Genomic DNA, 20,999 nt, shown 5'->3' with positions numbered 1-20,999 from the left:
CCTGTATCGACCTGATCCGCAGCGAGATGAAGGTATCGGAGCGTCGGATCTGCCGCGTGCTGGGGCAGCATCGATCAACACAACGGCGGCGTCCAAGGGGGCGTGCAGATGAGGATTGTCTGGTTGCGCGGCGGCCAACCCATCTCGCCACCGCTGAGTTTTCATTCAAAAGCTTGCAATGCAGCCGGATTAATCGGCATCCGCCGAAGTCGCATGGGATTCGTCGCCTAGAAGCCTTGTTCCGAATCCGGAACGAAGTGTGTCCTTATGGAGCAGGGCACTTAGGGTTCCGTTCGGCAATCGCCGAGGTCTGGTCCGAGAAGTGTCGCCGCGGGGGCAAACTCTTCCACGGTACACGGCGGGCCAAAATCCCGGGAGGTTACTGCGTCGGTTCGCCCGCGCCTCACCTCATTGTTCCGCCAGCGCACCGGCAAATCGAAACTTCGGCGGAACGACAGGGAACTGAAACATGCTGAAGTCGACGATCCTTTCTGCAACCATCCTTGCTGCCGCGCTTGGCGCCCCTGCCGCGATCGCCGAGGAGAAAACCGAATTCAAAGTCGCTTGGTCAATCTATGTGGGCTGGATGCCTTGGGGCTATCTCGAAGAAAGCGGCATCATGGACAAATGGGCGGAGAAATACGGCATCTCCGTCGAGATCGTGCAGATCAACGACTATGTGGAGTCGATCAACCAATATACCGCCGGCGCCTTCGATGGCGTTTCGGCCACCAATATGGACACGCTCTCGATCCCCTCTGGCGGCGGCGTGGACACCACCGCGCTGATCGTTGGCGACTACTCCAACGGCAATGACGCGGTGATCCTAAAGGGCGCGGGCGGGTTGGAGGACCTGGCCGGCAAGCCGGTGAACCTCGTGGAGCTCTCGGTATCGCATTACCTGCTGGCTCGCGGCCTCGACAGCGTGGGGCTCTCCGAGCGGGACCTCGGCGGCGTGATCAACACCTCCGACGCGGACATGATCGCGGCCTATGCGTCCGACGATGTCGAGGCGGTGGTGACCTGGAACCCGCTGGTATCGGAAATCCTGGGTTCCAACCCGGACGCGACGAATGTCTTCGACAGCTCGAAAGTCCCCGGCGAGATCCTTGACCTGATGGTCGTCAATACCGAGACGCTCGCCGACAACCCCGCCTTCGGCAAGGCCGTGGCCGGCGCCTGGTACGAGGTGATGGCGCTGATGGCGTCGGGCGACGAAGCGGCGCTGACGGCGATGGCCGAGGCTTCCGGCACGGACCTCGCCGGCTACGAGGCGCAGTTGGAGGCCACGGAGATGTTCTTTGACCCCGCCGCCGCCGTGGCACAGGCCGAGTCCCCGGATCTGCCCACCACGATGACCAATGTCGCTGCCTTCCTCTTCGACAAGGGCATCCTTGGCGAGGGCGCGCCGTCGCCGGACTTCGTTGGCGTCGCCTATCCCGACGGATCGGTCACCGGGGACGAGAACAACGTCAGGTTCCGCTTTGACGCGACCTATATGCAGATGGCTGCTGACGGCGCCCTCTGAGAAATGGGCGGCCCGGGCATACGCCGGGGCCGCGCAAGCCGATGCGCCTGATCAACCGCACCCCGTCCCGCCCGATGGCCGTGGCTCTGGCCGCGCTGCCCTTTGTGGCAATCGCCGTCGCCTATTCCGTCAGCTCGGAGATCCGCCTCGCCGCGAACCCGTCGGACAAGCTCCTGCCGGCCCCCTCAACCATCTGGGAGACCGCCATCCGGCTCTTCACCCAGGGCGACCGTCGGACCGGCGAGATCCTGCTCTGGAAGGACACGCTTGCCTCGCTCACGCGGCTTTTTGGCGGCGTCGGGATTGCGGCCGCGCTCTCGCTCACCCTGGGGATGCTGATCGGGCTCCTGCCCTATGCGCGCCGGCTTCTTTCCGATTTTGTGGCCGTGCTGTCGATGGTGCCGCCGCTCGCGCTCCTGCCGATCCTCTTCATCGTCTTCGGGCTGGGCGAGACCTCGAAGGTTGTGCTTATCGTCATCGGCATTACGCCCTTCATGACCCGGGACCTCTCGCAGCGCGTGCTCGACATCCCGCATGAGCAGATCGTGAAGGCACAGACGCTCGGCGCGTCCTCCCTCGTGATCGCCTTGCGGGTGGCGCTGCCGCAGATCCTCCCGCGGCTGATCAGCAATATCCGCCTGTCGCTCGGCTCCGCCTGGCTCTTTCTAATCGCGGCAGAGGCGGTGGCCTCGGATGTCGGTCTCGGCTACCGAATCTTCCTTGTGCGCCGTTACCTCGCGATGGACGTGATCCTGACCTATGTCGTCTGGATCACCTTCCTGGCCTTCGTGATCGACTGGGCGCTCAAGACGCTCTCGCGCAGGGCCTTTCCCTGGATGGAGGCGGGTCTATGAGTTTCGTCAGCGTCACGGATGTCTGGCAGCGCTATGGCGATCGGTCAATCCTCGAACGGGTCAATGTGGCGGTCAACGAAGGCGAGTTCATCTCGATTGTCGGTGCCTCGGGTTGCGGCAAATCCACCTTTCTCAGGATGCTGCTCGCCGAAGAGCGCCCGTCCCGCGGCGAGATCCGGATCGATGGCGGCGAACCGGCCGTGGAGCCAAACCGCGAGCGCGGCGTCGTCTTTCAGCGCTACTCCGTCTTTCCCCATCTCACTGTGCGCCAGAACATCGTCGCGGGCGAGGCCTTCGACACCACCTGGGGCGCCCTTTCAGGAGCGAATCGCAAGGCGGCGCGGGAGCGGGCCGACGCGCTGCTGAAGCGGATCGGTCTCAACCACGTGGCCGATCAGTATCCCGCGAGCCTCTCGGGCGGGATGCAGCAGCGGCTCGCCATTGGGCAGGCGATGACGGCCAAGCCGCGCGTCCTGCTCCTCGACGAGCCCTTCGGCGCGCTTGATCCCGGCACGAGGCTGGCGATGCATGTTTTCCTCATGGAACTTAAGGCGGAGACGAACATGACCGTCTTCATGGTCACTCATGACCTAGAAGAGGGGTTCAAGCTCGGCGACCGCGTGCTGGTCTTCGACAAGCCGCGATGGGACCCGCACGACCCCGGCGCCTATGGCGCGACGATCACCTATGACTTCGATGCCAAGGATGGCGGCATGCCCTATCAGCGCATTCTCGACAACTACCCGTCGCTCGCTCCCGAGGCAGGCTGACCCCATTCGCCGCGCGCGCCGCTGGACCCCGCGCGCGGGTCCGTCACCAAGGTCCAGAGACCAGACGCCCCGAGCGGGCAATTCAACGAGGAGGAAGCAATGTTCTCCGATTTCAAGACGCGGTCCCGGTCGCATCACCCGGCGGATCGGCTGCGCGCCCATCAAGCCCGCGACCGCCGCAATCATCACCCCGACCTGACCAAGCTCGCCGGATGGAAGGCGATGCAAAAGGAGGGCGAACTTCCCGAGGGCCGCTGGGACGAGGAACGCCGCTGGGCGCTGCGGATGGGGCTCACAGGCGCGGAGTCGATTGAGGACAAGTCGATCCCGACCTTTGCCCGCGGGGAGCTGCCCCATTACGCCGGCATCAACACATTCCTCAAGGCGCCCTATGCGGAGGACGTGCTCGAGGTTGCCAATTACGACGCGACCGTGCTCGGCATCCCCTTCGACGGTGGCACGACCTATCGCCCCGGCACCCGGTTCGGGCCGCAAGGCGTGCGAAAGATCTCGGCGCTCTATACGCCCTATAATTACGAGATCGGCGTGGACCTGCGCGAGCAGATGACATTGTGCGACGCCGGCGACGTCTTCACCATTCCCGCCAATATTGAGAAGAGCTTCGACCAGATCAGCCGCGCGGTGAGCCATGTCTTCTCCTCGGGCAGCCTGCCGATCATGGTCGGGGGCGACCATTCAATCGGCTTCCCCTGCGTGCGGGGCATTGCCGAATGCACGTCGAAAAAGATCGGGATCGTCCATTTCGACCGTCACGCCGACATCCAGGAGAAGGATCTCGACGAGCGGATGCACACCACGCCCTGGTTCCACTCCACCAACCTGCCCAATGTACCGGCCAAGAACCTCGTCCAGATCGGCATCGGCGGCTGGCAGGTCCCGCGCGAGGCGGTGAAGGTCGCCAGGGAGCGGCAGACCAATATCATCACCATGGGCGACATGGAGAAGATGGGCATCGACAAGACCATCGAGATGGCGCTGGAGATGGCCTGGGACGGGGTGGACATGGTCTATATGTCCTTCGACATCGACAGCATCGATTGCGGTTTCGTTCCCGGCACCGGGTGGCCCGAGCCGGGCGGGTTCCTGCCGCGCGAGGCGCTTGCGCTCGCCTCCGGCGTTGCGGCCGAAGGCATCTGCGGGATGGAACTGGTCGAGGTTTCGCCGCCTTATGACACCTCCGACATCACCGCCCTGATGGGGACACGGGTGATCGTCGACGTGCTCGGCGCGCTGGTCTCGAACGGCAAGCTCGGCGCGCATAAGGCGCATATCGACAAGCCGGTCTCGATCCCGCATGGAGATTTCGAGGGTAGGAGGTGGTCCAATGCCACATGATCATCCGCATCATCACCACTACGATCGCGCGGCACACGGCACGGGTCACAACCGCGCCGATGCCGACCACCTGCATTCCCATATGCACAGTGGCGACGAGGCGGCAGACCTTCAGGTTCTGACGACACAGTTCATCAAAGGTTTCGTGCAGGCCTCCGACAAGACCGCCTACCTTAAGATCGCCGGTATACCGTTCGAAAAGCCCGGTCTGGGAGGCGCGACGGCGCTGAAATTGGTCGACGTGGAGCTGAAGACCGAATGGCAGGTGGGCACGGCCTCGCCCGCCTTCGGTTCGCGCAAACTCAGCTACCTGCCCTATCCGGGCAGCATGGTCAGCGAACGCACCAACATGGCGCTCATCTACGTCTCGATGGACGAAAAACTCTCCACCGACATCAAGGATTTCCTGGCAGCCAGAAAATTGGAGCTAACCAAATGAAAAAATTCGCCGCAATTCCCCTACTGCTGGCAGCGCTTCCCGCCGGAGCGCATGAGGCACGATACCTCCCCCATGCCCACGCGCATCTGCACGGAGCGGAGACCCTCATCGTGGCAATGATTGGCCTCTTTCTCGTCGGCCTCGCTGTCTGGAAGTCGAAAAGTCGACCTTAGCCGGAACACGCTCCCCGCTTTCGATCACAGGGTGGTTTGCGAAATAGTTTTTGACCCAGCGGTGTGGAGTCGAGAAAGGGACTCGACGCCATTCCCGGATGAGCTGAGAAAGGGTCGCGCGAAGTGACGCGCTCTCCGGACGATCTGCAATCCCACGCGGCAGCGCGGCCAGGAAGGCCTACTGATCCCGGCGCTGACTGCGCGGGGGCAGCACGCGTTTCTTGGTGCGGATTAAGTGGGATTTTCCGCAGATCCGACCTTGGTGCGATCCGTGGCGAAGGATCAGTTTCCGCCCTTCCTGAAGGTTTTTGCATCCGCGAGAGGGGGTAATCCTGCAGCAGACGAGAATGACACTAACGGCTCGGAACCGCCGTTCTTGGAGGGTGCGGAGAACGGCGGTAACGAGTCCGAAGCGGTCAAGTTGGACCGATGCCTAAGAGGTGCCCGTTGGGCCCTGCATCCTAGTCTTGGATGGAGGAGGTATGGTCGGCATAATCGCGGTTAGAACCAGCGACAGTCCCAGAACAGTCACACCGAGACTCACCCACACAAAAGCGGTGGGCCAAAGCGTAGCCCTGACTGTGTAGAACGTGGGTGGAAAGCCTTGCAGGCGAAGCGGAATGTCGGAGTACCAGTAGGCCCACCAGGCGGCGACGATGAGGATCGGCAAGATTGCTGCCGTTCTGCGCCGGAGTGAGTATCTTCGAGGCGGCGCGCGGCGGCCTCTTCGCCAGCCTAGGATAACAGGCCCTGCAACCGCCGCGCCGGCCACCGTCAACACTAGACCCGCCGCCAAGTGCGCCTTGTGCAACAACCCAAGTTGCGAACAGACGCCCTGCAGCGGGTCATCATGCAACGCACGACTCCACGGGCAGGCGATGTCGGCAAATATACCGGGTGCCGCGCGGTCGCTGTTGGCAAGGATCACCAGCCCGGCACCGGTCTCGGGTATCAGGAACACGATGGCCTTGTAGCCGCGATGATCGCCGCTCTTGCGTGCGACAAGTGTTTGACCGCCAAGGTGCAGGTTGTAGCCGAGACCGACTTCGCTGGCGTCATCGGTGAACGGAAATGGCTCGAAGGTCTTCTTTACGGAGCCCGGCGAGATCACTCCGCGGCCTGGTTCACCTCCTTCCGCGTCGAACATCGAGGCGGCAAGAAACCGTGCAACGTCGTCGGCTGTCGCCACCAATCCGCCTTGCGCCTTGGTGGCGTGCTTATAGTGCGGCAAGGGATTTCCGAACCAGTCGTGCCCCCAGGCGGCGCGGGCCTCCAGTTCCGGCGTCCAGCCGAAGGCGGTACTGTTCATGCCCAGAGGACGCAGGATTTCCCTTGTAACGTAGTCGCTGAACACCTCACCGGTGACCGTCTCGACCGCCATCTCAAGAAGGACAAAGCCCTTCGACGAATAGTGATAGGCCTCTCCCGGCGGGTGAGAGACCCGGACGGGACCGTATTCCATGGTCGCGCCATCGACGGCTTCCAGAAGCGACGGGGGGACTTCGCCCAAATCGACACCGGAGTCCCCGCCTTTCGACAGGCCCGCACCGTGGGCGAGAATGGTGCGCGCGGTCACTTTAGAGTGGTCGAATTCGGATGGCGGAAGGGTCCAACCGCCGAGGTAGGTTTCAATCGGGGCGTCGAGGTCGATCCTTCCCTCTTCGGCAAGCTTCAGCATCGCCCATGCGGTTATCGGCTTGGTGACGGAAGCGATCTCGAAGACCGTGTCCGCCGTCACCGGTTCTCCGGTTACGACATTTGTCACTCCGAAGCCGCCGGACCAGATCGGCTCACCGCCGAACACGATAGCAACACCAATCCCGGGCGTCCCTTGACGTGACAATGCTGCCGGAGCTGCCTGCTCGACGGCCGCGATCATTGCGCGGGTGTCGTCCTGCGCCCATGTGGGTTGAGTTAGGATTAACGCGGCCGCCAAATACAGTATCGCGCGCACGACCGGGTCTTCAGGTGGCAGCTGCTTCGGAGCGCCCGATCCGGGGAATATCCTCGTCAGTCACGCCCGTCAGCAGAAGGAGCCCGACCATACCGTTGGCCGTCGCAATGGCGAGGTGAATTCGGATGTCGAGCTGATCAGCAATAAATGGACCAGCTGTGCCGGAGGTGACATAGATGTAATCCTCCACCGTGTGCAGGTATATGAGCGGCAGAAGGCTACCCGTGCGAAGGAACAGCGCACCGTAAAGCACTGCGAAACCGAAGGTGCTGCCGAACTTGTCGATCCACTCCAGAAGGGTGAACTCCTCGAACGCCGCATTCGTCAGATGCCCTGCGCTGAAGATCGCCGCGGCCATCAGGACGGCGCCCCACTTGCCGAATTTGAGTAGAACAGGGAGGGCGATGCCTCGCGCGAACCCCTCTTCGCTGATGCCGGTCGCCAGAATGGCAAGGAAATAGAACAGGATCCACCCCGCCGAGATCTGGACCGAGCCGTAGAGCAACGCGGGCACGAAGTGGATAAGCGCAGGGTAGATCAGAAGATGCGTGTTGCGAACAGGGCCAACCAGACCGCTGATCCGCCACCATCCAAGCGCCCATATCAGCCACAGGACGAAGACCGATTGAACTGTCGGAATGATCAGGCGGAGCGGCGTGATCTCGGTTCCCAGCGCCTTCGAGGCAACAACGAACGGCACTGCGATGATCGGTTGAAGAATGGCCAGGGCGACGACAAACCAGAAAGGATGCTTCTCGGCAAAACCGCGAATTGCGTCCATCGGCCCACCTCCACAGTGTGGATTCATTATTACTAAACGATGCGTATCGTTTCAAAGCTTGTCAAGATTCTTGAAATCGGCTTTACGGATGGGGCGGATTCGGATCAGGCGCGTGAATGGGCAGAAAGGAAAAAGTTGAAAAGGGTCGCAGCAGTGGTCGCCCGAGAAGCGAGCGATCCAAGGCCGCCATCCTTTTGGCCGTCAGAGAACTGCTACTCAAGGACGGCTACGCGAATTTGACGATAGAAGCCGTCGCGCAACGGGCCGGCGTCAGCAAAGCAACCATCTACCGCTGGTGGAAGACCAAGGGTGAGTTAGTCCTGGAGGCAGCAGAACAGGAGATCGCCATTGGGACGGTCCCCGACACGGGAGACTCAAGGGTTGATATTGATGCCGCCATAGGTCAACTCATAGACACGTTCACACGTCCCCTGGCGTCTATTGTAATCTTCGCCGCAATCACAACGGGCAGCAGTGATCCGAATATGGCGCATCTCTTTCGCGATCGGTTCGTCTACCCTTGGCGTGTCTCGGCATGCGAAGCGCTCGAGCGTGCGCGCGCAAGAGGCGACGTCCTCGCTGACGACCCTCAATTCTTGCTCGATGTGATTGTTGGCACCGTCTTTCAGCGCACGTTGGTGATGAAGGGACCGATGATCGACGGGCTGAAAGGAAACTTGCTCGGCGTGATCTTCGGACCGAAAAGATCGACCTGACCGTGCACTGCCGCGAGGCGAAAGCGCGGCGTACTTGTTCACACAGTCGACTACTCCGCTCGTCTGATAAGTCCGCGGACCCGACCTCGGTGCGAGCCGCGGCGAATTCACACTTTCCGCGGCGGTGTCAGAAGAACGTGGCTTGAGATGGGGCAGGGGGCTGAGTAGCGTCGCCGGATGACGAAACGCAAACCGTTCAAATACTTCAAGACCAGCCCTGAGATCATCCGCCTGGCGGTGATGCTCTACGTGCGCTTCCCTTTGTCGCTCAGGAATGTCGAGGATCTGCTGCACGAGCGCGGCATCGACATCAGCCATGAATCCGTTCGGTTCTGGTGGAACAGGTTCGGACCGATATTCGCCTCCGAGATCCGAAGGAAACGCGCCGAGCGGCTGCGTTCAGGGCCGCAGTGGCAATGGCATCTCGACGAAATGTTCGTGAAGATAAATGGCGAGCGGCACTGTCTCTGGCGGGCCGTCGACCACGAAGGTGAGGTCCTGGAGAGCTTTGTGACGAAGGCACGGGACAAGAAGGCGTCATTGAAGTTCCTAAAGAAAACAATGAAGCGCTGCATTGCCCGTTCTCGTCGTCGGAATGGCAGGTGCGAGTTCTCCGCCCGATTGTTGAGCCAGCGCCCAGTTTCCTGCCGGTCCACCGCGCCGACCTCCCGTAGCGCAGCACTGTAGGACCGCAGCTTGTCGGTGACGAAGACGTGCGGCCGACCATAGCGTTTCATTGTTTTCTTCAAGAATTTCAATGCGGCCCTCTTGTCCCGTGTCTTCGTCACATAGCTTTCGAGGACCTCGCCCTCTTGGTCGACGGCCCGCCACAAGTAGTGCCGTTCACCGTTGATCTTCACGAACATTTCGTCGAGATGCCATTGCCACTGCGGCCCTGAACGCAGCCGCTCGGCGCGTTTCCTTCGGATCTCGGAGGCGAATATCGGGAGGTGTCAGGGCTTCAAAGCTCGCCCGTCTGATAGGAATCCGGCTCGCGGACTTCATAAAGGCCAGCGGTCACACATGCCGCGCAAACAGGCCGGACACATGACCGCAACCCGAAAAGATCGCCATCAGCTCAAATCAAGCCTTGCGCAAACGGAGCCGTCCACAAATGACACCTCCGGCAATAGGGCTGCACTACTTCTTGGTACCATCGCCCTTCTTCTGTCCAAGATTGAACGGCGCCTTTCCCTTTGAAAAATCAGCCGTTGCTACAACCTTTTCCTTAGCCTTTTTCGGCTTTTTCACTTCCCGATTCCCACGCTTTTTGTCGCCTTTGGACATCTGGTTTCCTTTCATGCTGAGTAGTTGTCACTTGAGGTTCGAGCCAGCCGGTCGGTCTTCGGCGCTATCGGCCTAAAAGCTCGAACGGAACTTTTCGGTTCTGCCTCCGGAGAAGGGATCAAATCATGCCTCCCATCGCCTCCGTTTCCGACATTCCCCGAAACTTCACTGTCTGCTGCGCGACGATCGCCTCCGTCGTGATCAAAAGGCCCGCTATCGACGCCGCGTCCTCCAATGCGATCCGAACGACTTTGGTCGGGTCGATGATCCCCGCCTCCAGCATGTCGCCATACGTCTCCAACTGAGCGTCGAAACCGAAGGTCGTGCTGGCGTTCTCAATGACCTTGCCTGCGACGACCGACCCGTCGACCCCTGCGTTTTCCGCAATCTGGCGTAGCGGCGCTTGGATCGCGCGGCGGATGATCTTGATGCCGGCATCCTGATCGGGATTGTCGCCTTTCAAGCCGGCCAAGACCTTGCCTGCGTGGACCAATGCTACCCCGCCGCCGGGAACGACGCCTTCCTGCACCGCCGCGCGCGTCGCGTTGAGGGCGTCGTCCACCCTGTCTTTGCGCTCTTTGACTTCGATCTCGGTGGAACCCCCAACCCGGATGACTGCAACGCCTCCCGACAGTTTGGCCAGACGTTCCTGCAACTGTTCCTTGTCGTATTCCGAGGTGGCGTCCTCGATCTGGCTGCGGATCTGCGCGATGCGTGAGGCGATCCTGTCCTTGTCGCCCGCACCATTGATGACCGTGGTATGATCCTTGGTGAGAACGATTTTCTTGGCGACGCCGAGCATGGCGAGCCTCACGGATTCCAGCTTTACTCCCAGTTCGGCCGATATGAGCTGTCCACCCGTCAGGACCGCCAGATCCTCGAGTATCGCCTTTCTGCGATCCCCGAAGGCCGGTGCTTTGACGGCCGCCACCTTCAGACCGCCGCGCAGCTTGTTGACGACCAGGGTGGCCAATGCATCGCCCTCGATGTTCTCGGCGACGATCAGAAGCTGCTTGTCGGCCTCGATGACCTCCTCCAGCAGGGACATCATGGATGCAAGGGAGGTCAGCTTCTTTTCATGAAGCAGGATGGCGCAGTCCTCAAGCTCCACAACCATCTTCTGCGAATTCGTGATGAAGTAAGGGCTCAGATAGCCGCATCGGATCCGCATGCCTTCGACCACTTCGGTCTCGGTTTGCAACCCCTTGTTTTCTTCGACGGTGATCACGCCTTCTTTGCCGACCTTTGCCATCGCTTCGGCAATCTGCCGACCAATCTCGACGTCTCCATTGGCAGAAATGGCCCCGACCTTGGCGATCTCGTCGCTGTCACCGACCGGTCTGGACATGGTCTTGATCTCGGCTACGACTGCGGCCACTGCCCTGTCGATGCCGCGTTTCAGATCCATCGGGTTCATTCCGGCCGCGACGGCCTTCATACCTTCCTTGACGATGGCCTGGGCCAGAACGGTCGCGGTTGTGGTGCCGTCGCCAGCCTCATCGTGAGTGTGGGACGCCACCTCATTCACCATTTGCGCGCCCATGTTTTCGAAATGATCCGAGAGCTCGATCTCCTTGGCGACGGTGACTCCGTCCTTGGTTATGCGCGGCGCGCCATAGGATTTGTCGAGAATGACGTTTCGGCCCTTGGGGCCGAGGGTGATCTTGACGGCATTCGCCAGGGTGTTGATGCCTTTCAGCATACGGTCGCGGGCGTCAGTACTGAATCGGACTTCCTTGGCGGACATATTGTGGTTCCTGAGACTGAGATTCCGTAGCGACGGGCACCGCCCGCGATGGCGACGTATCGTGACACTTTCCGTTTCGCCGGGCGCTGACACGATGGCCGCGGCATTCTTATGGGTTCGGTGATTTCCGGCACTGAGCGTTTACCGCTGCCCCGGCACCGCTCAGTGCGAGTGGTCTGGCGTCGGGTTCTCCGGAGCCACGAACAGGATCATCTGGACCTGCTCCGGTCCCGAAACATATCCGTCATGGCCGGGCGGGATTTCAAAGAAGTCGCCGGGACCAATCGAGGTCTCGATTCCCGTGTCGATCATTCGCACCACGAGGGTTCCTGCGATGCAGTAGCCTGTATGGCGCATGGGGCAGGAGTCGGGCGAACCAAGCAGGGGCTTTTCGTCCTGTTCCCAAGTCCAGCCCGGCTCGAACGTTGCGCGCATGCCGTTTGTACCATCGGCCATCGTTACGATGTCGATCCCGCCCCGCTCCTTCATGTCGAGAGAGTCGTCGGGGTTTTCAAATCTTCTTACTTCGATTGATCTGTTCATTTTCTTCTTTCTTGATCCTTCGGCGATGCCCCGGCCGAGACAAAGACGCGAGGCACTTCGTCGCCGCGTTGCTGCGGCCCACGAAGCCGCCGACTTAGACGCGACGCACGGAGTTGCCGCCAGCAATGATCGCATTTATGAGGCCTGCGACCGATCGGTGCTCTTGCACTTCCTCTTCCGTACCGGTGGCGTTTTCATGGGTCGCCGCTGCATCGCGAAGAACCCCCACAATCTCGTGCTCCGGCAGCAGCCCGCGATCGTTCATTGCAAGCAGGAGCGCCTCGCAGATTGATAGGGCGGCCTGGCCCGCATGTTCGCTCGCGGTTGACATCTCGGTTTCCTTCCTTCGCATCGTGAACCCAAGGGAAGGTGAGGTTCAAATGCATCCGTACTTGTCGCAGGAACTGCTCTATGCTGGACTGATCCAGAGCAGTGTCCGGGCCGATTTCCACACTTGGGTAACGACACACCGGGAGGCCCCATGACGTCAGCTGAACACAGCCCCCTGACACGCAAGCTATCGGCCTTCGTCGCCCTGTCGGAGGTCGAGTTGGCCGTGCTTGAACGACTGCACCAGCGCCGCCGCTCCTTCGTCGCGGGGCGAGATATGGTGCATCAAGGCCAGTCGGCTCAGGCCGCGTATATTCTCTCCGCGGGTTGGGTCTGTTCCTACAAGCTACAGGCCGACGGGACTCGGCAAATCGTTGATTTCCAGGTGCCAGGGGATTTTCTGGGGCTGCGGAGCATCCTCTTGCGCACGTCGGACCACAGCTTCGAGCCCGTCGTGGACATCGAAGCTGCCGAAGTTCTGAAGAGCGACCTTCTTGATGCGTTCGTACAGACTCCTCGCCTGGCGACCGCTATTCTCTGGGCGGCGTCAAGGGACGAGGCGATGGTGGTGGAGCATCTCGTCGGAATCGGTCGGCGAGATGCGGACGCACGCATGGCGCATTTCCTGCTGGAGCTGGGATCGAGGCTGGCGCTGGTCGGAATGAGCAGCAAGGACGGGTTCGCCTGCCCACTGACGCAGTACCACCTCGCCGATACGCTGGGGCTGAGCGCGGTCCATGTGAACCGCGTTCTTCGGCAGCTTCGCGAAAGTGAACTGGTGACCTTTCGGGACGGCCGGGTGACGTTTCACGACTATGGCGGGCTGGTGGAACTTGCCGAGTTCGATCCGGCATATCTGGACCAGACCGGGCCCCTCCTGAAATGACGAGGCAGCGCCGCCCTCCGAAGAAATGGGGACGCCCGGCTGACAAGGCCGACGATCGGTTTCCGACAGGAGCGCGTCTGGTGTGTCCTGAGCCCGGCGTCACCTGTCAGCTCCTGGGTGCCGGGTCGGCGAATGGAGCGCCGGGCTCACATACGTAGAACAAGGCCATACGTGCCGGGACGTCGCCCGCGTTGCTTCCGGTCATGTTGATTCCGGCGGGTTCGACATAGACCTGTCCCGAGCCGATCACCACGGGATCATGGTCATCCAATTCGAGCGTGAACGCACCTTCAAGCATGTAGACCGTCACCGGAAACCGGTGGCTGTGGTACGGCGTGACATCTCCGGGAAGCAGGCTCGCGAAGAGTACGCGCACTTCCTGTTCCGCGGTTCTCGGCAGGCCCTTGACGACTTCGCGGTGGAGCGGTGTCAGGGCAGCCATGCCGGTGTCCTTCACACTCTGGGTCACCCCGACGACCAGACCGGCCGTCATGGTTTCGACGTCCGTTTTTTTCCTTTCCATGTGGGCCTCCTCGGCTTCGGTGCCGGATCGCGGTGATCTCGGATCGTCGGCAGAAGCATGGGCTCCTGGCCGTAACTTCAGGCGACGCAACTCACGAAAGCGCGTGGCTTGCCGCGTCCAGTTCCTTGTTGGTCTCGGCGTCATTCTTCGCGGTGTTTGCCTTCTCGGCTGCCTGGTAGTGCTTGAGCGCCGCGTCCTTTTTCGGACCAGCGGGCGCCTTGTCCCACGTGGCCTTCACGGACGCGATCTTCTCGGCCGTCTTGTTCTGATCGCAAGTCATTGAAATTGTTCTTTCATGGACGTTCCGAGAATAAGAAGCGTGCCGACATGCCGACCTTTTTGGGGTTCGACACGCCCACACGCTTCTCGGGTACTCGGAAATCTGCGCCACCAGATATTCGGCGGGCACGTCTCATTTAGCCGATGTCGTCGCCTCACCGCACTGACGAAGGTTAGTCCCGGCGCCATCCACTGTGATTTCCCGCCAGCGCCCGATGTGAATGCACATGCCGGCCGCGGGACGATACCCAGCACGCGGACGTCTGACCCGGTTGGTACCGCGCCAAGACGCACTTCACGTCACGGTCGTTTGCTGGTGAGAGAGCCTCAACCACCTGTCGTCATCGTTGAGATATGTTGAAGCGCAGAGCGCTCTGAGGATCGGCACGTCGGCTTTCTCCGCCGAAACACGGTAGGTGAGAATGGCGAGGTCACCGCTCCGCGTCACGCGCCGTTCGGCCATGACGACGGAACGCCAGCCAGTCCTCTGCCGAAGATGGGTCCAGATCTGGTCACCCTGAAGGATGCCGGGCGGATAGGGAAAGATCATCACTGCGTTGGTCGCCGTGGTCGCCCGCGCGTTGTCGGCGTCACTGGTCCAGAAGTGTTCCTCCATGTCCCAGAGAACATCCCGTTCGACTGGGGAAAGGGTACCGGTGCGGTGCGCTGCATGGGCCGGTGCTCTTGCTGTCTTGGTGGAAACGGTCATTCGCCTGACCCCGACCCGCCAATCATGAACATTTGAAACAGAACAAGGATGATCGTGAGCGCCGTCCAGATCGCGCCGCTGGTTCCCGGGCGGCCATCGGCCACCGTTGAAGCAGCGCGCTGCAGGGCACCTGACGTCCGGCCTTCAGGAAGCAGCTGGCTCAAGTCTCGTGCGACCCTGCCATGATCGCTTGCGAGCGCAGGAACGTCCCGAAATCGGGCAAGCAGCGTTCCCAACCGCGCGTGCGCCGCGTCGCGCCCCAGCGTGACCAGATCAGCGGTCTCCTTCCAAGGATCGAGGCCAAGCCGCGCGAGCGTGGAGAGCACAGTCACGGCATAGCCGTTCCGGTCATCGCCGACGGACGCCTGGAGAAACCGATCGAACTCGGGCGGGTGCGGGTTGAGAATTTTGGTTTGGGACATCGCCAATCCTTTCAAGGGTTGCAGGAACGCAGATCATCCCTGTTTCCCAAAGAATACGCGCAGATCGGTCTCGCCGCCCTTACGCAGGTCAGTTCTGGCAATAGTCTCTGGGGAGTTTGCAACCGCTTCGATGCCCGCGCCCCATTCGGCGCCCGGGACTAACCTGTGTCAGCACCATTCGAATGATCCCGGCGTAGAAGAGAAGAAATCGTTCGACTGGTCAGGCCTGTGATCCAAGCGGCCTTCAACACTGTTGAGCGACGGATCTGCCTGCATCACGGAGATCAGCGATGAACATGCGGTCGACCAGATCGACGGTGACGTTTTCGAACCCGTTCACCTTGTCGGGATACACGGGCGGTTTGCCTGCGGGCGAATACGAAGTCCTTGTCGAAGAGGAGCTTCTCCAGGGGCTGAGCTTCGAGGCCTATCGACGGACGGCGACCTTCCTGAAAGTACATGGCAAGGGCGCTCGCGCGGGGTGGAGCGAACTCCGGGTGACAACCGAGCGTGACCTGAAAGAGGCGCTGCGCCGTGATGCGGCGACGACCGATACGAACAATCACAGCGAAGCGGCGCTTTCCCCGCAGGAGGACTTGAAATGAACACTCCCGAATGGCTCAAACCCGGCATCTATGGCGCCGTGATCGGCGCGGTCTTTGTCGGTATCGTCGGCTTCACGTGGGGCGGCTGGGTGACCGGCGGAACCGCGAATGACAGGGCGATGGAGATGTCCCGCGACGATGTCGTCGCCTCTATGGTGCCGGTCTGTCTCGATATGGCCCGGTCCGACCCGGAACGGGCAGAGAAGCTGGAAACAATCCGGGCCGCCTCGACATATCAGCGGCGTGATGCCGTCATGGCGGCCGGCTGGGCGACGGTTCCCGGAACCGATGCACCGGACCGTGACATCGCGCAAGCCTGTCTCGCGGCCCTCGAGCTTTGAGCAAAGAACCAATGTCCAACGCAAAGTCGCTCGGAGCGGAAAGTTCCGTGGTAGACGCAGGAACCTTGCTAGCGCCGACTTCGGAGACCACCGATCCAGAAAGAAGTGCAGGCGGCAATCACTCGACGAGACACCTGTTGGCACGACTGATCTCGAAGCTTGTGCTTGTCGCCGGTGTGGTCGCGTCCGTGGCCTTTCCCGCCTTTGCGCAGGATGGCACCGGCCCGATGCCGCAGAACGCTCAGCCGCGCAGCTATGGCGGCGGCTGGGACTGCGATCCTGGTTACCGGGTGGAGGGCGCCGAATGCCTGGCTCTCGATATCCCCGAGCATGCTTATCCAACCGGGCGCTCCTACGGGACGGGCTGGGAATGCGACCGTGGGTATGAAGAAGTGAGCGGGACGTCGTGCCGGCCCATCCCGGTGCCCGCCAATGCCTTCCTCCAGTCTTCCGGCTACGACTGGCAATGTGAACGCGGGTATCGGCAGGAGAACGACTCATGTGTGTCCGTCGTATTGCCCGAGCATGCCTATCTGACAGATAACGGCTCGGGAACGGGATGGACCTGCGATCGCGGCTATGCGCCCGCTGCAGGAACATGCATGCCGATTGCCGTGCCTGCGAACGCATATTTGACCAACGCAAACTATGGCGCCGCGTGGGCCTGCGAGAGAGGCTTCGTCAAGATTGACGACCGATGCGACGCCATTGTCTTGCCTGCAAACGCCTTTCTTGACCAGGCATCCTATGGACCGGGCTGGAGCTGTGAGCGTGGATACGAGCCGCGAAACGGCGCCTGCGTCGCCATCGATCTTCCGGAGAACGCCTATCTCGACCGATCCGGCAACCGGTGGAGCTGCAATCGAGGCTTCCAGTTCTCCGACGGGGCGTGCATCCTTGGAAGATGATGGTAACAAGACGATGCGCGGACGTGTGTCCGGCATGCGCGTCAGTATCGGGTGTCGTCTGCGATACAGCTTCCCTCAGCCGACGCCGCTGATAGCGCTGCTGAACGTCCACTACTCGCGTTTCGGCGATCTGGAGCGTGCCGACTATCTCGCGGCGTCGCCGAGCGTGCCACTCGCAAGCTACCGGGATGGCTTCGGCAACTGGTGTACACGCCTCCTGGCTCCGGCGGGCGAATTTTCCCTCTCGACGGATGGCATCTTCCGCGACACGGGCCAGCCTGATCCCTCGTTTCCCGACGCGCAGCAGCACACGGTTCAGGATCTGCCTTTTGAGACGCTCGTGTTTCTGCAGGGCAGCCGGTATTGTGACACCGACCTTCTGTCGGAAGAGGCGTGGCGTCTCTTCGAAGCCACTGAACCGGGATGGTCACGCGTCCAGGCAATCTGCGATTTCGTGCACGGGCATGTCCGCTTCGACTATATGCAGGCGAAGGCGACACGCACCGCATCGCAGACGCTGGCCGAGCGACAGGGTGTCTGCCGCGACTTTACCCATCTCGCCATTGCCTTGTGCCGCTGCATGAACATTCCGGCGCGCTATTGCACCGGATACCTCAGCGACATCGGTGAACCTCTACCTCATCCGCCCGGGGATTTTGCCGCGTGGATGGAGGTCTTTCTCGCAGGTGAATGGCACATGTTCGACCCGCGGAACAACAAGCCCAAGTTTGCGAGAATTCTGATCGCACGCGGCCGCGATGCCGCCGATGTACCTTTGACTCAGACATTCGGGCAGAACACTTTGACGGAATTCGAGGTCTGGACCGATGAATTGGCCTGACGGACTTTCGTTTGCTCCGCGAGGCACCATCGTAAATCGGGTTTCCAGTCCCCATATAAGTAATACCGACGCCAGGCATCCCGGTCCGACATGGACGAGGAGTTGGCGTTGGCCAATCAAAGGATCGATGACATGTCCTTCAAGGACCTACCCGCCAGGGCTGCGGCCGCAATGAAACCGAAGCCTGCGGAGACTGCGAAGCCCCCTGCCAAGGAGACCAAGTCCGAGGCCGCCGGCACGGAAGTGCAAACGAAACCCAAGACATCTTGAGATATGCACCGGCCACTCGCCCCAGTCTTAATGGGCGCACGGGCCACAGCGCAACAAGGGAGAGGATCACGCCAATGGAAGATCTGACGAGCAAGACCGTTGCGGTCTTTTCCCAGCCATTCACCGTTCCAGGTTTTGACGAGACGCTCCCGGCGGGAGAGTACGAAATCGAAACCGAGTTGGTTTCACCCCCGGATCAAAGGGATCCCGCAGCCTGGAAAGCCTCCGTCCTGGTGAAGCTTCATCCCCGGATATCGCATCCGGGGCTTGCTCGGTCTCTGACCGTTTCCCTTGCCGACCTGGACCATGCACGCGCCAGGGACAAGTTGACGGGCGGGACGTTGTCCGACTTCTTCCTGGAAGAAATGCTGGCTGATCCGATGATACGCCTTGTGATGAAGGCCGACGGTGTCTCCGAGGCGCAACTACGTCATTACTACTCCAGGCTGGGGACGCCTGATCACAGCGTGAATGTGCCAGCTTCGAAGACGACCACCCAGAAAACGCAGGACGATGAGTCAATCCGGTCCGCCGAAAACGAAGGCATGCCGCCACGACCTGAATCACGGTCGCCTTTGCACGCCCGCGACGTAGCGGGACAAATGTGATGGAGAACAAGGCCATCGTCGAAGGTGCAACGCCAGATATCGTGACCGCAAGGGCCTTGGGTGACGTTCCGCAAGAACGCCAATGCCTGCGATGCGAAAGCTCGTTCTGGAGCGAAGGCTTCGGAGAGCGGATTTGCAAGCGCTGCAAGGGGTTGAACGCTTGGAGAAACTCCGTGTCCGTCAGCCCGGGCGCGTCCCGCCGCCGCTGAACCACATCGGCGCGCGTGCCGTCTTCCTCGAAACGCACTGGACTCCCAATTTGGCCTGTCTCAACATCGTTCACACCACAACCTACCGATACCGTCACGAGGTCTCTCTCGGGCCGCACAGGTTGATGCTGCGTCCCCGGGAAACGCGGGAACTGCGGCTTTTCGCGCACGCTCTGTCCATTTCTCCGATGGCGGCCGTAACATGGGCTCATGATGTGGCCGGCAACGCCATCGCCACCGCCGTCTTTGACGGTAAGACAGATCGTCTGGTGATCGAGAGCCGCGCCACCGTGGAACTCACCGCGCCAGCCTGGCCGGTCTTTGCCATCGCTGCCTCGGCCGTCGAGTACCCCTTCGTTTACGCCGCCGACGATTGGACGGATCTCGGTGCGTTGACGATACCGCAATACTGCGACCGTGATGGCCGCCTTGCCCGATGGGTCGAGGACTTTGTCATGGCGCGCCCGACCGACACGCTGTCTCTGCTGAAGGATATTAGCAATGGTGTGTTCACCCAGATTTCCTACCAGAGCCGTGAAACCGAAGGCACCCAGTCGCCGATCCAGACCCTCGACCGGCAATGGGGCTCGTGCCGTGATTTCGCGGTGCTGCTCGCCGAAGCTGCGCGCACGCTTGGACTCGGCTCCCGCATCGTGTCCGGCTATCTGTCCGATCCGGAGGAAAGTCTCCTTGGGTCTGCAGATTCCGGGACTACCCATGCTTGGGTCGAGATTTTTGTCCCCGGTGCCGGATGGATCGCCTTCGATCCGACGAACCGGAGCGTCGGGTCCCGGAACTTGATACCGCTCGCCGTCGCCCGGAACATCGCACAGGTCACGCCGGTGGCAGGCACCTTTCTTGGAACAAACGCCGATATGCTCTCGATGGAAGTACACGTAAGAGTGGAGAGTACCTCGGTTCAAGACAGCTCGCTCCAGGCCCAAAGAGGCGGAGCGAACATTGCGCGTGCCTGACGGCGTCACGGTTGGGCGGGCTTGCTGCAACACATCTAAGTTAATTAATATCAATTGCTTAGAGCGTTCCCAAGCTGATCGGATTCAGGATTCCCAAGATGTGGCGCCCATGGTTCTCTGTTTGTGAGGCAGATATAGGGGGTAGGAATGGGCAAGCCACATCCTATGGAATTGCGGGAGCGCGTTGTCGCATTCGTGGAGGAGGGCAACACGCACCGGTCTGCGGCGGCGCATTTCCGGGTTTCGATCAAGTTCATCAACGACATGATCCGGCTCAAGCGTGAGACCGGGTCTCTGGAACCGAAGCCGCAGGGCAATGGCGGTTGGAGCAAGCTCGGCCCTTACGACGATTGGGCTCGGCAGCGTATGGCCGGGCAAAGCGACCTGACGCAAGAAGCCCTGACGCAGGCACTCCTGGCGGAGCATGGCATCCGCGTGGCCGTTTCGAGTGTTGGCTACTGGCTGCACCGGCTGGGGCTTTCGCACAAAAAAAACTCTGCGCGCAGCTGAACAGTTCCGCCCGGATGTGGCGCGTGAGCGGACGTTCTGGATCAGCCGCCGTCAGCCCTTCATGCGCAGGTTCCTGCCCCGTTTGGCCTTCATCGACGAAACCTCTTTGAAAACCAACATGATCAAGACCACCGGCTGGGCGCCGCGCGGCGCCCAGCCGGTGGTCTTGATCATGTTGGCGGTGTCAGAAGAACGTGGCTTGAGATGGGGCAGGGGGCTGAGTAGCGCCCCCGGATGACGAAACGCGACCCGTTCAAATACTTCAAGACCAGCCGGGAAATCATCCGCCTGGCGGTGATGCTCTACCTTCGCTTCCCTTTGTCGCTCAGGAATGTCGAGGATCTGCTGCACGAGCGCGGCATCGACATCAGCCATGAATCCGTTCGGTTCTGGTGGAACAGGTTCGGACCGATGTTCGCCTCCGAGATCCGCATGA

At 61.1% G+C, this 20,999-nt stretch carries 25 protein-coding genes, 4 pseudogenes and 1 riboswitch; of the genes and pseudogenes, 17 read left to right on the top strand and 12 right to left on the bottom strand.

Features of this window, described 5'->3' with window-relative positions; all coding sequences use genetic code 11:
• From EU800_RS29150 to EU800_RS22720, 6 genes and pseudogenes are all read left to right on the top strand, one after another.
• Positions 1-128, top strand: a pseudogene (locus EU800_RS29150) (IS3 family transposase); the annotation flags it as partial.
• Between the two features lie 142 nt (positions 129-270).
• Positions 271-380: riboswitch (guanidine-I (ykkC/yxkD leader) on the top strand.
• An 89-nt stretch (positions 381-469) separates the two neighbouring features.
• Positions 470-1,528 carry a putative urea ABC transporter substrate-binding protein gene (locus EU800_RS22740; protein WP_129635799.1) on the top strand — a complete coding sequence of 353 codons (1,059 nt, stop codon included), beginning with the start codon at positions 470-472 and terminating at the stop codon, positions 1,526-1,528.
• A 41-nt stretch (positions 1,529-1,569) separates the two neighbouring features.
• On the top strand, positions 1,570-2,382 hold the full coding sequence (locus EU800_RS22735; RefSeq protein ID WP_129635798.1) for an ABC transporter permease: 813 nt from the start codon (positions 1,570-1,572) through the stop codon (positions 2,380-2,382).
• A complete protein-coding gene (locus tag EU800_RS22730; RefSeq protein WP_129635797.1) occupies positions 2,379-3,152 on the top strand; it encodes an ABC transporter ATP-binding protein in 774 nt (257 codons plus the stop codon). Before EU800_RS22735 ends, EU800_RS22730 begins: the two co-directional genes overlap by 4 nt.
• A 99-nt stretch (positions 3,153-3,251) precedes the next feature.
• Positions 3,252-4,508 (top strand): agmatinase family protein, encoded by a 1,257-nt coding sequence (locus EU800_RS22725; protein WP_129635796.1) that lies wholly within the window; start codon positions 3,252-3,254, stop codon positions 4,506-4,508.
• On the top strand, positions 4,498-4,947 hold the full coding sequence (locus EU800_RS22720; RefSeq protein WP_129635795.1) for a hypothetical protein: 450 nt from the start codon (positions 4,498-4,500) through the stop codon (positions 4,945-4,947). Before EU800_RS22725 ends, EU800_RS22720 begins: the two co-directional genes overlap by 11 nt.
• Positions 4,948-5,553: 606 nt before the next feature.
• Here the strand turns inward: EU800_RS22720 and EU800_RS22715 are convergent.
• Positions 5,554-6,999 (bottom strand): serine hydrolase, encoded by a 1,446-nt coding sequence (locus EU800_RS22715; protein ID WP_129635794.1) that lies wholly within the window; start codon positions 6,997-6,999, stop codon positions 5,554-5,556.
• Positions 7,000-7,084: 85 nt separating this feature from the next.
• Positions 7,085-7,855 (bottom strand): CPBP family intramembrane glutamic endopeptidase, encoded by a 771-nt coding sequence (locus tag EU800_RS22710; RefSeq protein WP_165354805.1) that lies wholly within the window; start codon positions 7,853-7,855, stop codon positions 7,085-7,087.
• A 116-nt stretch (positions 7,856-7,971) separates the two neighbouring features.
• Here EU800_RS22710 and EU800_RS22705 point away from each other — a divergent pair, with 116 nt between their 5' ends.
• The gene (locus EU800_RS22705; protein ID WP_129635792.1) at positions 7,972-8,571 is read left to right on the top strand and encodes a TetR/AcrR family transcriptional regulator; all 600 of its coding nucleotides are present in this window, start codon (positions 7,972-7,974) and stop codon (positions 8,569-8,571) included.
• 177 nt (positions 8,572-8,748) lie between these two features.
• A pseudogene (locus tag EU800_RS22700) lies at positions 8,749-9,141 on the top strand (IS6 family transposase); the annotation flags it as partial.
• Here EU800_RS22700 and EU800_RS22695 read toward each other — a convergent pair.
• From EU800_RS22695 to EU800_RS22680, 5 genes and pseudogenes are all read right to left on the bottom strand, one after another.
• Positions 9,135-9,518 (bottom strand): annotated as a pseudogene (locus tag EU800_RS22695) (transposase); the annotation flags it as partial. The pseudogenes EU800_RS22700 and EU800_RS22695 overlap by 7 nt on opposite strands.
• Before the next feature lie 193 nt (positions 9,519-9,711).
• Complete coding sequence (locus EU800_RS27010) at positions 9,712-9,858, bottom strand: hypothetical protein (protein WP_165354804.1); 147 nt, start codon at positions 9,856-9,858, stop codon at positions 9,712-9,714.
• A gap of 118 nt (positions 9,859-9,976) precedes the next feature.
• Positions 9,977-11,605, bottom strand: coding sequence for a chaperonin GroEL (gene groL, locus EU800_RS22690; RefSeq protein WP_129635791.1), 1,629 nt, complete (start codon positions 11,603-11,605; stop codon positions 9,977-9,979).
• Positions 11,606-11,767: 162 nt separating this feature from the next.
• Positions 11,768-12,148: a cupin domain-containing protein gene (locus EU800_RS22685; protein WP_129635790.1), complete on the bottom strand. Its 381-nt coding sequence runs from the start codon at positions 12,146-12,148 to the stop codon at positions 11,768-11,770.
• A 94-nt stretch (positions 12,149-12,242) separates the two neighbouring features.
• On the bottom strand, positions 12,243-12,479 hold the full coding sequence (locus tag EU800_RS22680) for a hypothetical protein (RefSeq protein ID WP_129635789.1): 237 nt from the start codon (positions 12,477-12,479) through the stop codon (positions 12,243-12,245).
• Positions 12,480-12,629: 150 nt separating this feature from the next.
• Here EU800_RS22680 and EU800_RS22675 point away from each other — a divergent pair, with 150 nt between their 5' ends.
• On the top strand, positions 12,630-13,364 hold the full coding sequence (locus EU800_RS22675; protein WP_129635788.1) for a Crp/Fnr family transcriptional regulator: 735 nt from the start codon (positions 12,630-12,632) through the stop codon (positions 13,362-13,364).
• Between the two features lie 106 nt (positions 13,365-13,470).
• Here the strand turns inward: EU800_RS22675 and EU800_RS22670 are convergent, their stop codons facing one another.
• The 4 genes from EU800_RS22670 to EU800_RS22655 all read right to left on the bottom strand — a co-directional run bounded on the left by EU800_RS22670 (position 13,471) and on the right by EU800_RS22655 (position 15,297).
• Positions 13,471-13,887, bottom strand: a complete 417-nt coding sequence (locus EU800_RS22670; RefSeq protein WP_165354803.1) for a cupin domain-containing protein — start codon at positions 13,885-13,887, stop codon at positions 13,471-13,473.
• 91 nt (positions 13,888-13,978) lie between these two features.
• Positions 13,979-14,167, bottom strand: a complete 189-nt coding sequence (locus tag EU800_RS22665; protein ID WP_129635786.1) for a hypothetical protein — start codon at positions 14,165-14,167, stop codon at positions 13,979-13,981.
• A gap of 294 nt (positions 14,168-14,461) precedes the next feature.
• Positions 14,462-14,782, bottom strand: coding sequence for a DUF4440 domain-containing protein (locus tag EU800_RS22660; protein WP_129635407.1), 321 nt, complete (start codon positions 14,780-14,782; stop codon positions 14,462-14,464).
• 89 nt (positions 14,783-14,871) lie between these two features.
• Entirely contained in the window at positions 14,872-15,297 is a 426-nt protein-coding gene (locus EU800_RS22655) for a hypothetical protein (RefSeq protein ID WP_129635785.1), read from the bottom strand.
• 290 nt (positions 15,298-15,587) lie between these two features.
• On the opposite strand from EU800_RS22655, the gene EU800_RS22650 reads away from it, so the two are divergent.
• The 7 genes from EU800_RS22650 (at position 15,588) to EU800_RS22620 (ending at position 20,563) form a co-directional block, all read left to right on the top strand.
• Positions 15,588-15,902, top strand: coding sequence for a hypothetical protein (locus EU800_RS22650; RefSeq protein WP_165354802.1), 315 nt, complete (start codon positions 15,588-15,590; stop codon positions 15,900-15,902).
• On the top strand, positions 15,899-16,243 hold the full coding sequence (locus EU800_RS22645; RefSeq protein WP_129635784.1) for a hypothetical protein: 345 nt from the start codon (positions 15,899-15,901) through the stop codon (positions 16,241-16,243). Before EU800_RS22650 ends, EU800_RS22645 begins: the two co-directional genes overlap by 4 nt.
• Positions 16,244-16,380: 137 nt before the next feature.
• Positions 16,381-17,151, top strand: a complete 771-nt coding sequence (locus EU800_RS22640; RefSeq protein ID WP_129635783.1) for a hypothetical protein — start codon at positions 16,381-16,383, stop codon at positions 17,149-17,151.
• A gap of 34 nt (positions 17,152-17,185) precedes the next feature.
• On the top strand, positions 17,186-17,992 hold the full coding sequence (locus tag EU800_RS22635) for a transglutaminase family protein (RefSeq protein ID WP_129635800.1): 807 nt from the start codon (positions 17,186-17,188) through the stop codon (positions 17,990-17,992).
• A gap of 344 nt (positions 17,993-18,336) precedes the next feature.
• Positions 18,337-18,870 carry a hypothetical protein gene (locus EU800_RS22630; RefSeq protein ID WP_129635782.1) on the top strand — a complete coding sequence of 178 codons (534 nt, stop codon included), beginning with the start codon at positions 18,337-18,339 and terminating at the stop codon, positions 18,868-18,870.
• 133 nt (positions 18,871-19,003) lie between these two features.
• Positions 19,004-20,053, top strand: a complete 1,050-nt coding sequence (locus tag EU800_RS22625) for a transglutaminase family protein (protein WP_242500711.1) — start codon at positions 19,004-19,006, stop codon at positions 20,051-20,053.
• 147 nt (positions 20,054-20,200) lie between these two features.
• Positions 20,201-20,563, top strand: coding sequence for a winged helix-turn-helix domain-containing protein (locus EU800_RS22620; protein WP_129635780.1), 363 nt, complete (start codon positions 20,201-20,203; stop codon positions 20,561-20,563).
• Between the two features lie 51 nt (positions 20,564-20,614).
• On the opposite strand, the gene EU800_RS28985 is transcribed toward EU800_RS22620, so the two are convergent.
• A complete protein-coding gene (locus EU800_RS28985) occupies positions 20,615-20,737 on the bottom strand; it encodes a hypothetical protein (RefSeq protein ID WP_256369786.1) in 123 nt (40 codons plus the stop codon).
• Between the two features lie 60 nt (positions 20,738-20,797).
• Between EU800_RS28985 and EU800_RS22615 the strand changes: the two are divergent.
• Positions 20,798-20,999, top strand: a pseudogene (locus tag EU800_RS22615) (IS6 family transposase); the annotation flags it as partial.

This window comes from Tropicimonas sp. IMCC6043 (assembly GCF_004146235.1).
Lineage (GTDB): Bacteria > Pseudomonadota > Alphaproteobacteria > Rhodobacterales > Rhodobacteraceae > Tropicimonas.
This window is presented reverse-complemented; position numbering and strand designations above follow the sequence as displayed.

What these genes read in the sequence shown, in the direction of transcription:
- EU800_RS22665 (WP_129635786.1), bottom strand. Translation starts at nt 14,167, where the DNA reads ATGACTTGCGATCAGAACAAGACGGCCGAGAAGATCGCGTCCGTGAAG.
- EU800_RS22710 (WP_165354805.1), bottom strand. Translation starts at nt 7,855, where the DNA reads ATGGACGCAATTCGCGGTTTTGCCGAGAAGCATCCTTTCTGGTTTGTC.
- EU800_RS22735 (WP_129635798.1), top strand. Translation starts at nt 1,570, where the DNA reads ATGCGCCTGATCAACCGCACCCCGTCCCGCCCGATGGCCGTGGCTCTG.
- EU800_RS22720 (WP_129635795.1), top strand. Translation starts at nt 4,498, where the DNA reads ATGCCACATGATCATCCGCATCATCACCACTACGATCGCGCGGCACAC.
- EU800_RS22705 (WP_129635792.1), top strand. Translation starts at nt 7,972, where the DNA reads ATGGGCAGAAAGGAAAAAGTTGAAAAGGGTCGCAGCAGTGGTCGCCCG.
- EU800_RS22675 (WP_129635788.1), top strand. Translation starts at nt 12,630, where the DNA reads ATGACGTCAGCTGAACACAGCCCCCTGACACGCAAGCTATCGGCCTTC.
- EU800_RS22650 (WP_165354802.1), top strand. Translation starts at nt 15,588, where the DNA reads ATGAACATGCGGTCGACCAGATCGACGGTGACGTTTTCGAACCCGTTC.
- EU800_RS27010 (WP_165354804.1), bottom strand. Translation starts at nt 9,858, where the DNA reads ATGTCCAAAGGCGACAAAAAGCGTGGGAATCGGGAAGTGAAAAAGCCG.
- EU800_RS22635 (WP_129635800.1), top strand. Translation starts at nt 17,186, where the DNA reads ATGCGCGTCAGTATCGGGTGTCGTCTGCGATACAGCTTCCCTCAGCCG.
- EU800_RS22630 (WP_129635782.1), top strand. Translation starts at nt 18,337, where the DNA reads ATGGAAGATCTGACGAGCAAGACCGTTGCGGTCTTTTCCCAGCCATTC.
- EU800_RS22655 (WP_129635785.1), bottom strand. Translation starts at nt 15,297, where the DNA reads ATGTCCCAAACCAAAATTCTCAACCCGCACCCGCCCGAGTTCGATCGG.
- EU800_RS22740 (WP_129635799.1), top strand. Translation starts at nt 470, where the DNA reads ATGCTGAAGTCGACGATCCTTTCTGCAACCATCCTTGCTGCCGCGCTT.
- EU800_RS22620 (WP_129635780.1), top strand. Translation starts at nt 20,201, where the DNA reads ATGGGCAAGCCACATCCTATGGAATTGCGGGAGCGCGTTGTCGCATTC.
- EU800_RS22670 (WP_165354803.1), bottom strand. Translation starts at nt 13,887, where the DNA reads ATGGAAAGGAAAAAAACGGACGTCGAAACCATGACGGCCGGTCTGGTC.
- EU800_RS22685 (WP_129635790.1), bottom strand. Translation starts at nt 12,148, where the DNA reads ATGAACAGATCAATCGAAGTAAGAAGATTTGAAAACCCCGACGACTCT.
- groL (WP_129635791.1), bottom strand. Translation starts at nt 11,605, where the DNA reads ATGTCCGCCAAGGAAGTCCGATTCAGTACTGACGCCCGCGACCGTATG.
- EU800_RS22680 (WP_129635789.1), bottom strand. Translation starts at nt 12,479, where the DNA reads ATGTCAACCGCGAGCGAACATGCGGGCCAGGCCGCCCTATCAATCTGC.
- EU800_RS28985 (WP_256369786.1), bottom strand. Translation starts at nt 20,737, where the DNA reads ATGATCAAGACCACCGGCTGGGCGCCGCGCGGCGCCCAGCCGGTGGTC.
- EU800_RS22660 (WP_129635407.1), bottom strand. Translation starts at nt 14,782, where the DNA reads ATGGAGGAACACTTCTGGACCAGTGACGCCGACAACGCGCGGGCGACC.
- EU800_RS22715 (WP_129635794.1), bottom strand. Translation starts at nt 6,999, where the DNA reads ATGATCGCGGCCGTCGAGCAGGCAGCTCCGGCAGCATTGTCACGTCAA.
- EU800_RS22645 (WP_129635784.1), top strand. Translation starts at nt 15,899, where the DNA reads ATGAACACTCCCGAATGGCTCAAACCCGGCATCTATGGCGCCGTGATC.
- EU800_RS22730 (WP_129635797.1), top strand. Translation starts at nt 2,379, where the DNA reads ATGAGTTTCGTCAGCGTCACGGATGTCTGGCAGCGCTATGGCGATCGG.
- EU800_RS22725 (WP_129635796.1), top strand. Translation starts at nt 3,252, where the DNA reads ATGTTCTCCGATTTCAAGACGCGGTCCCGGTCGCATCACCCGGCGGAT.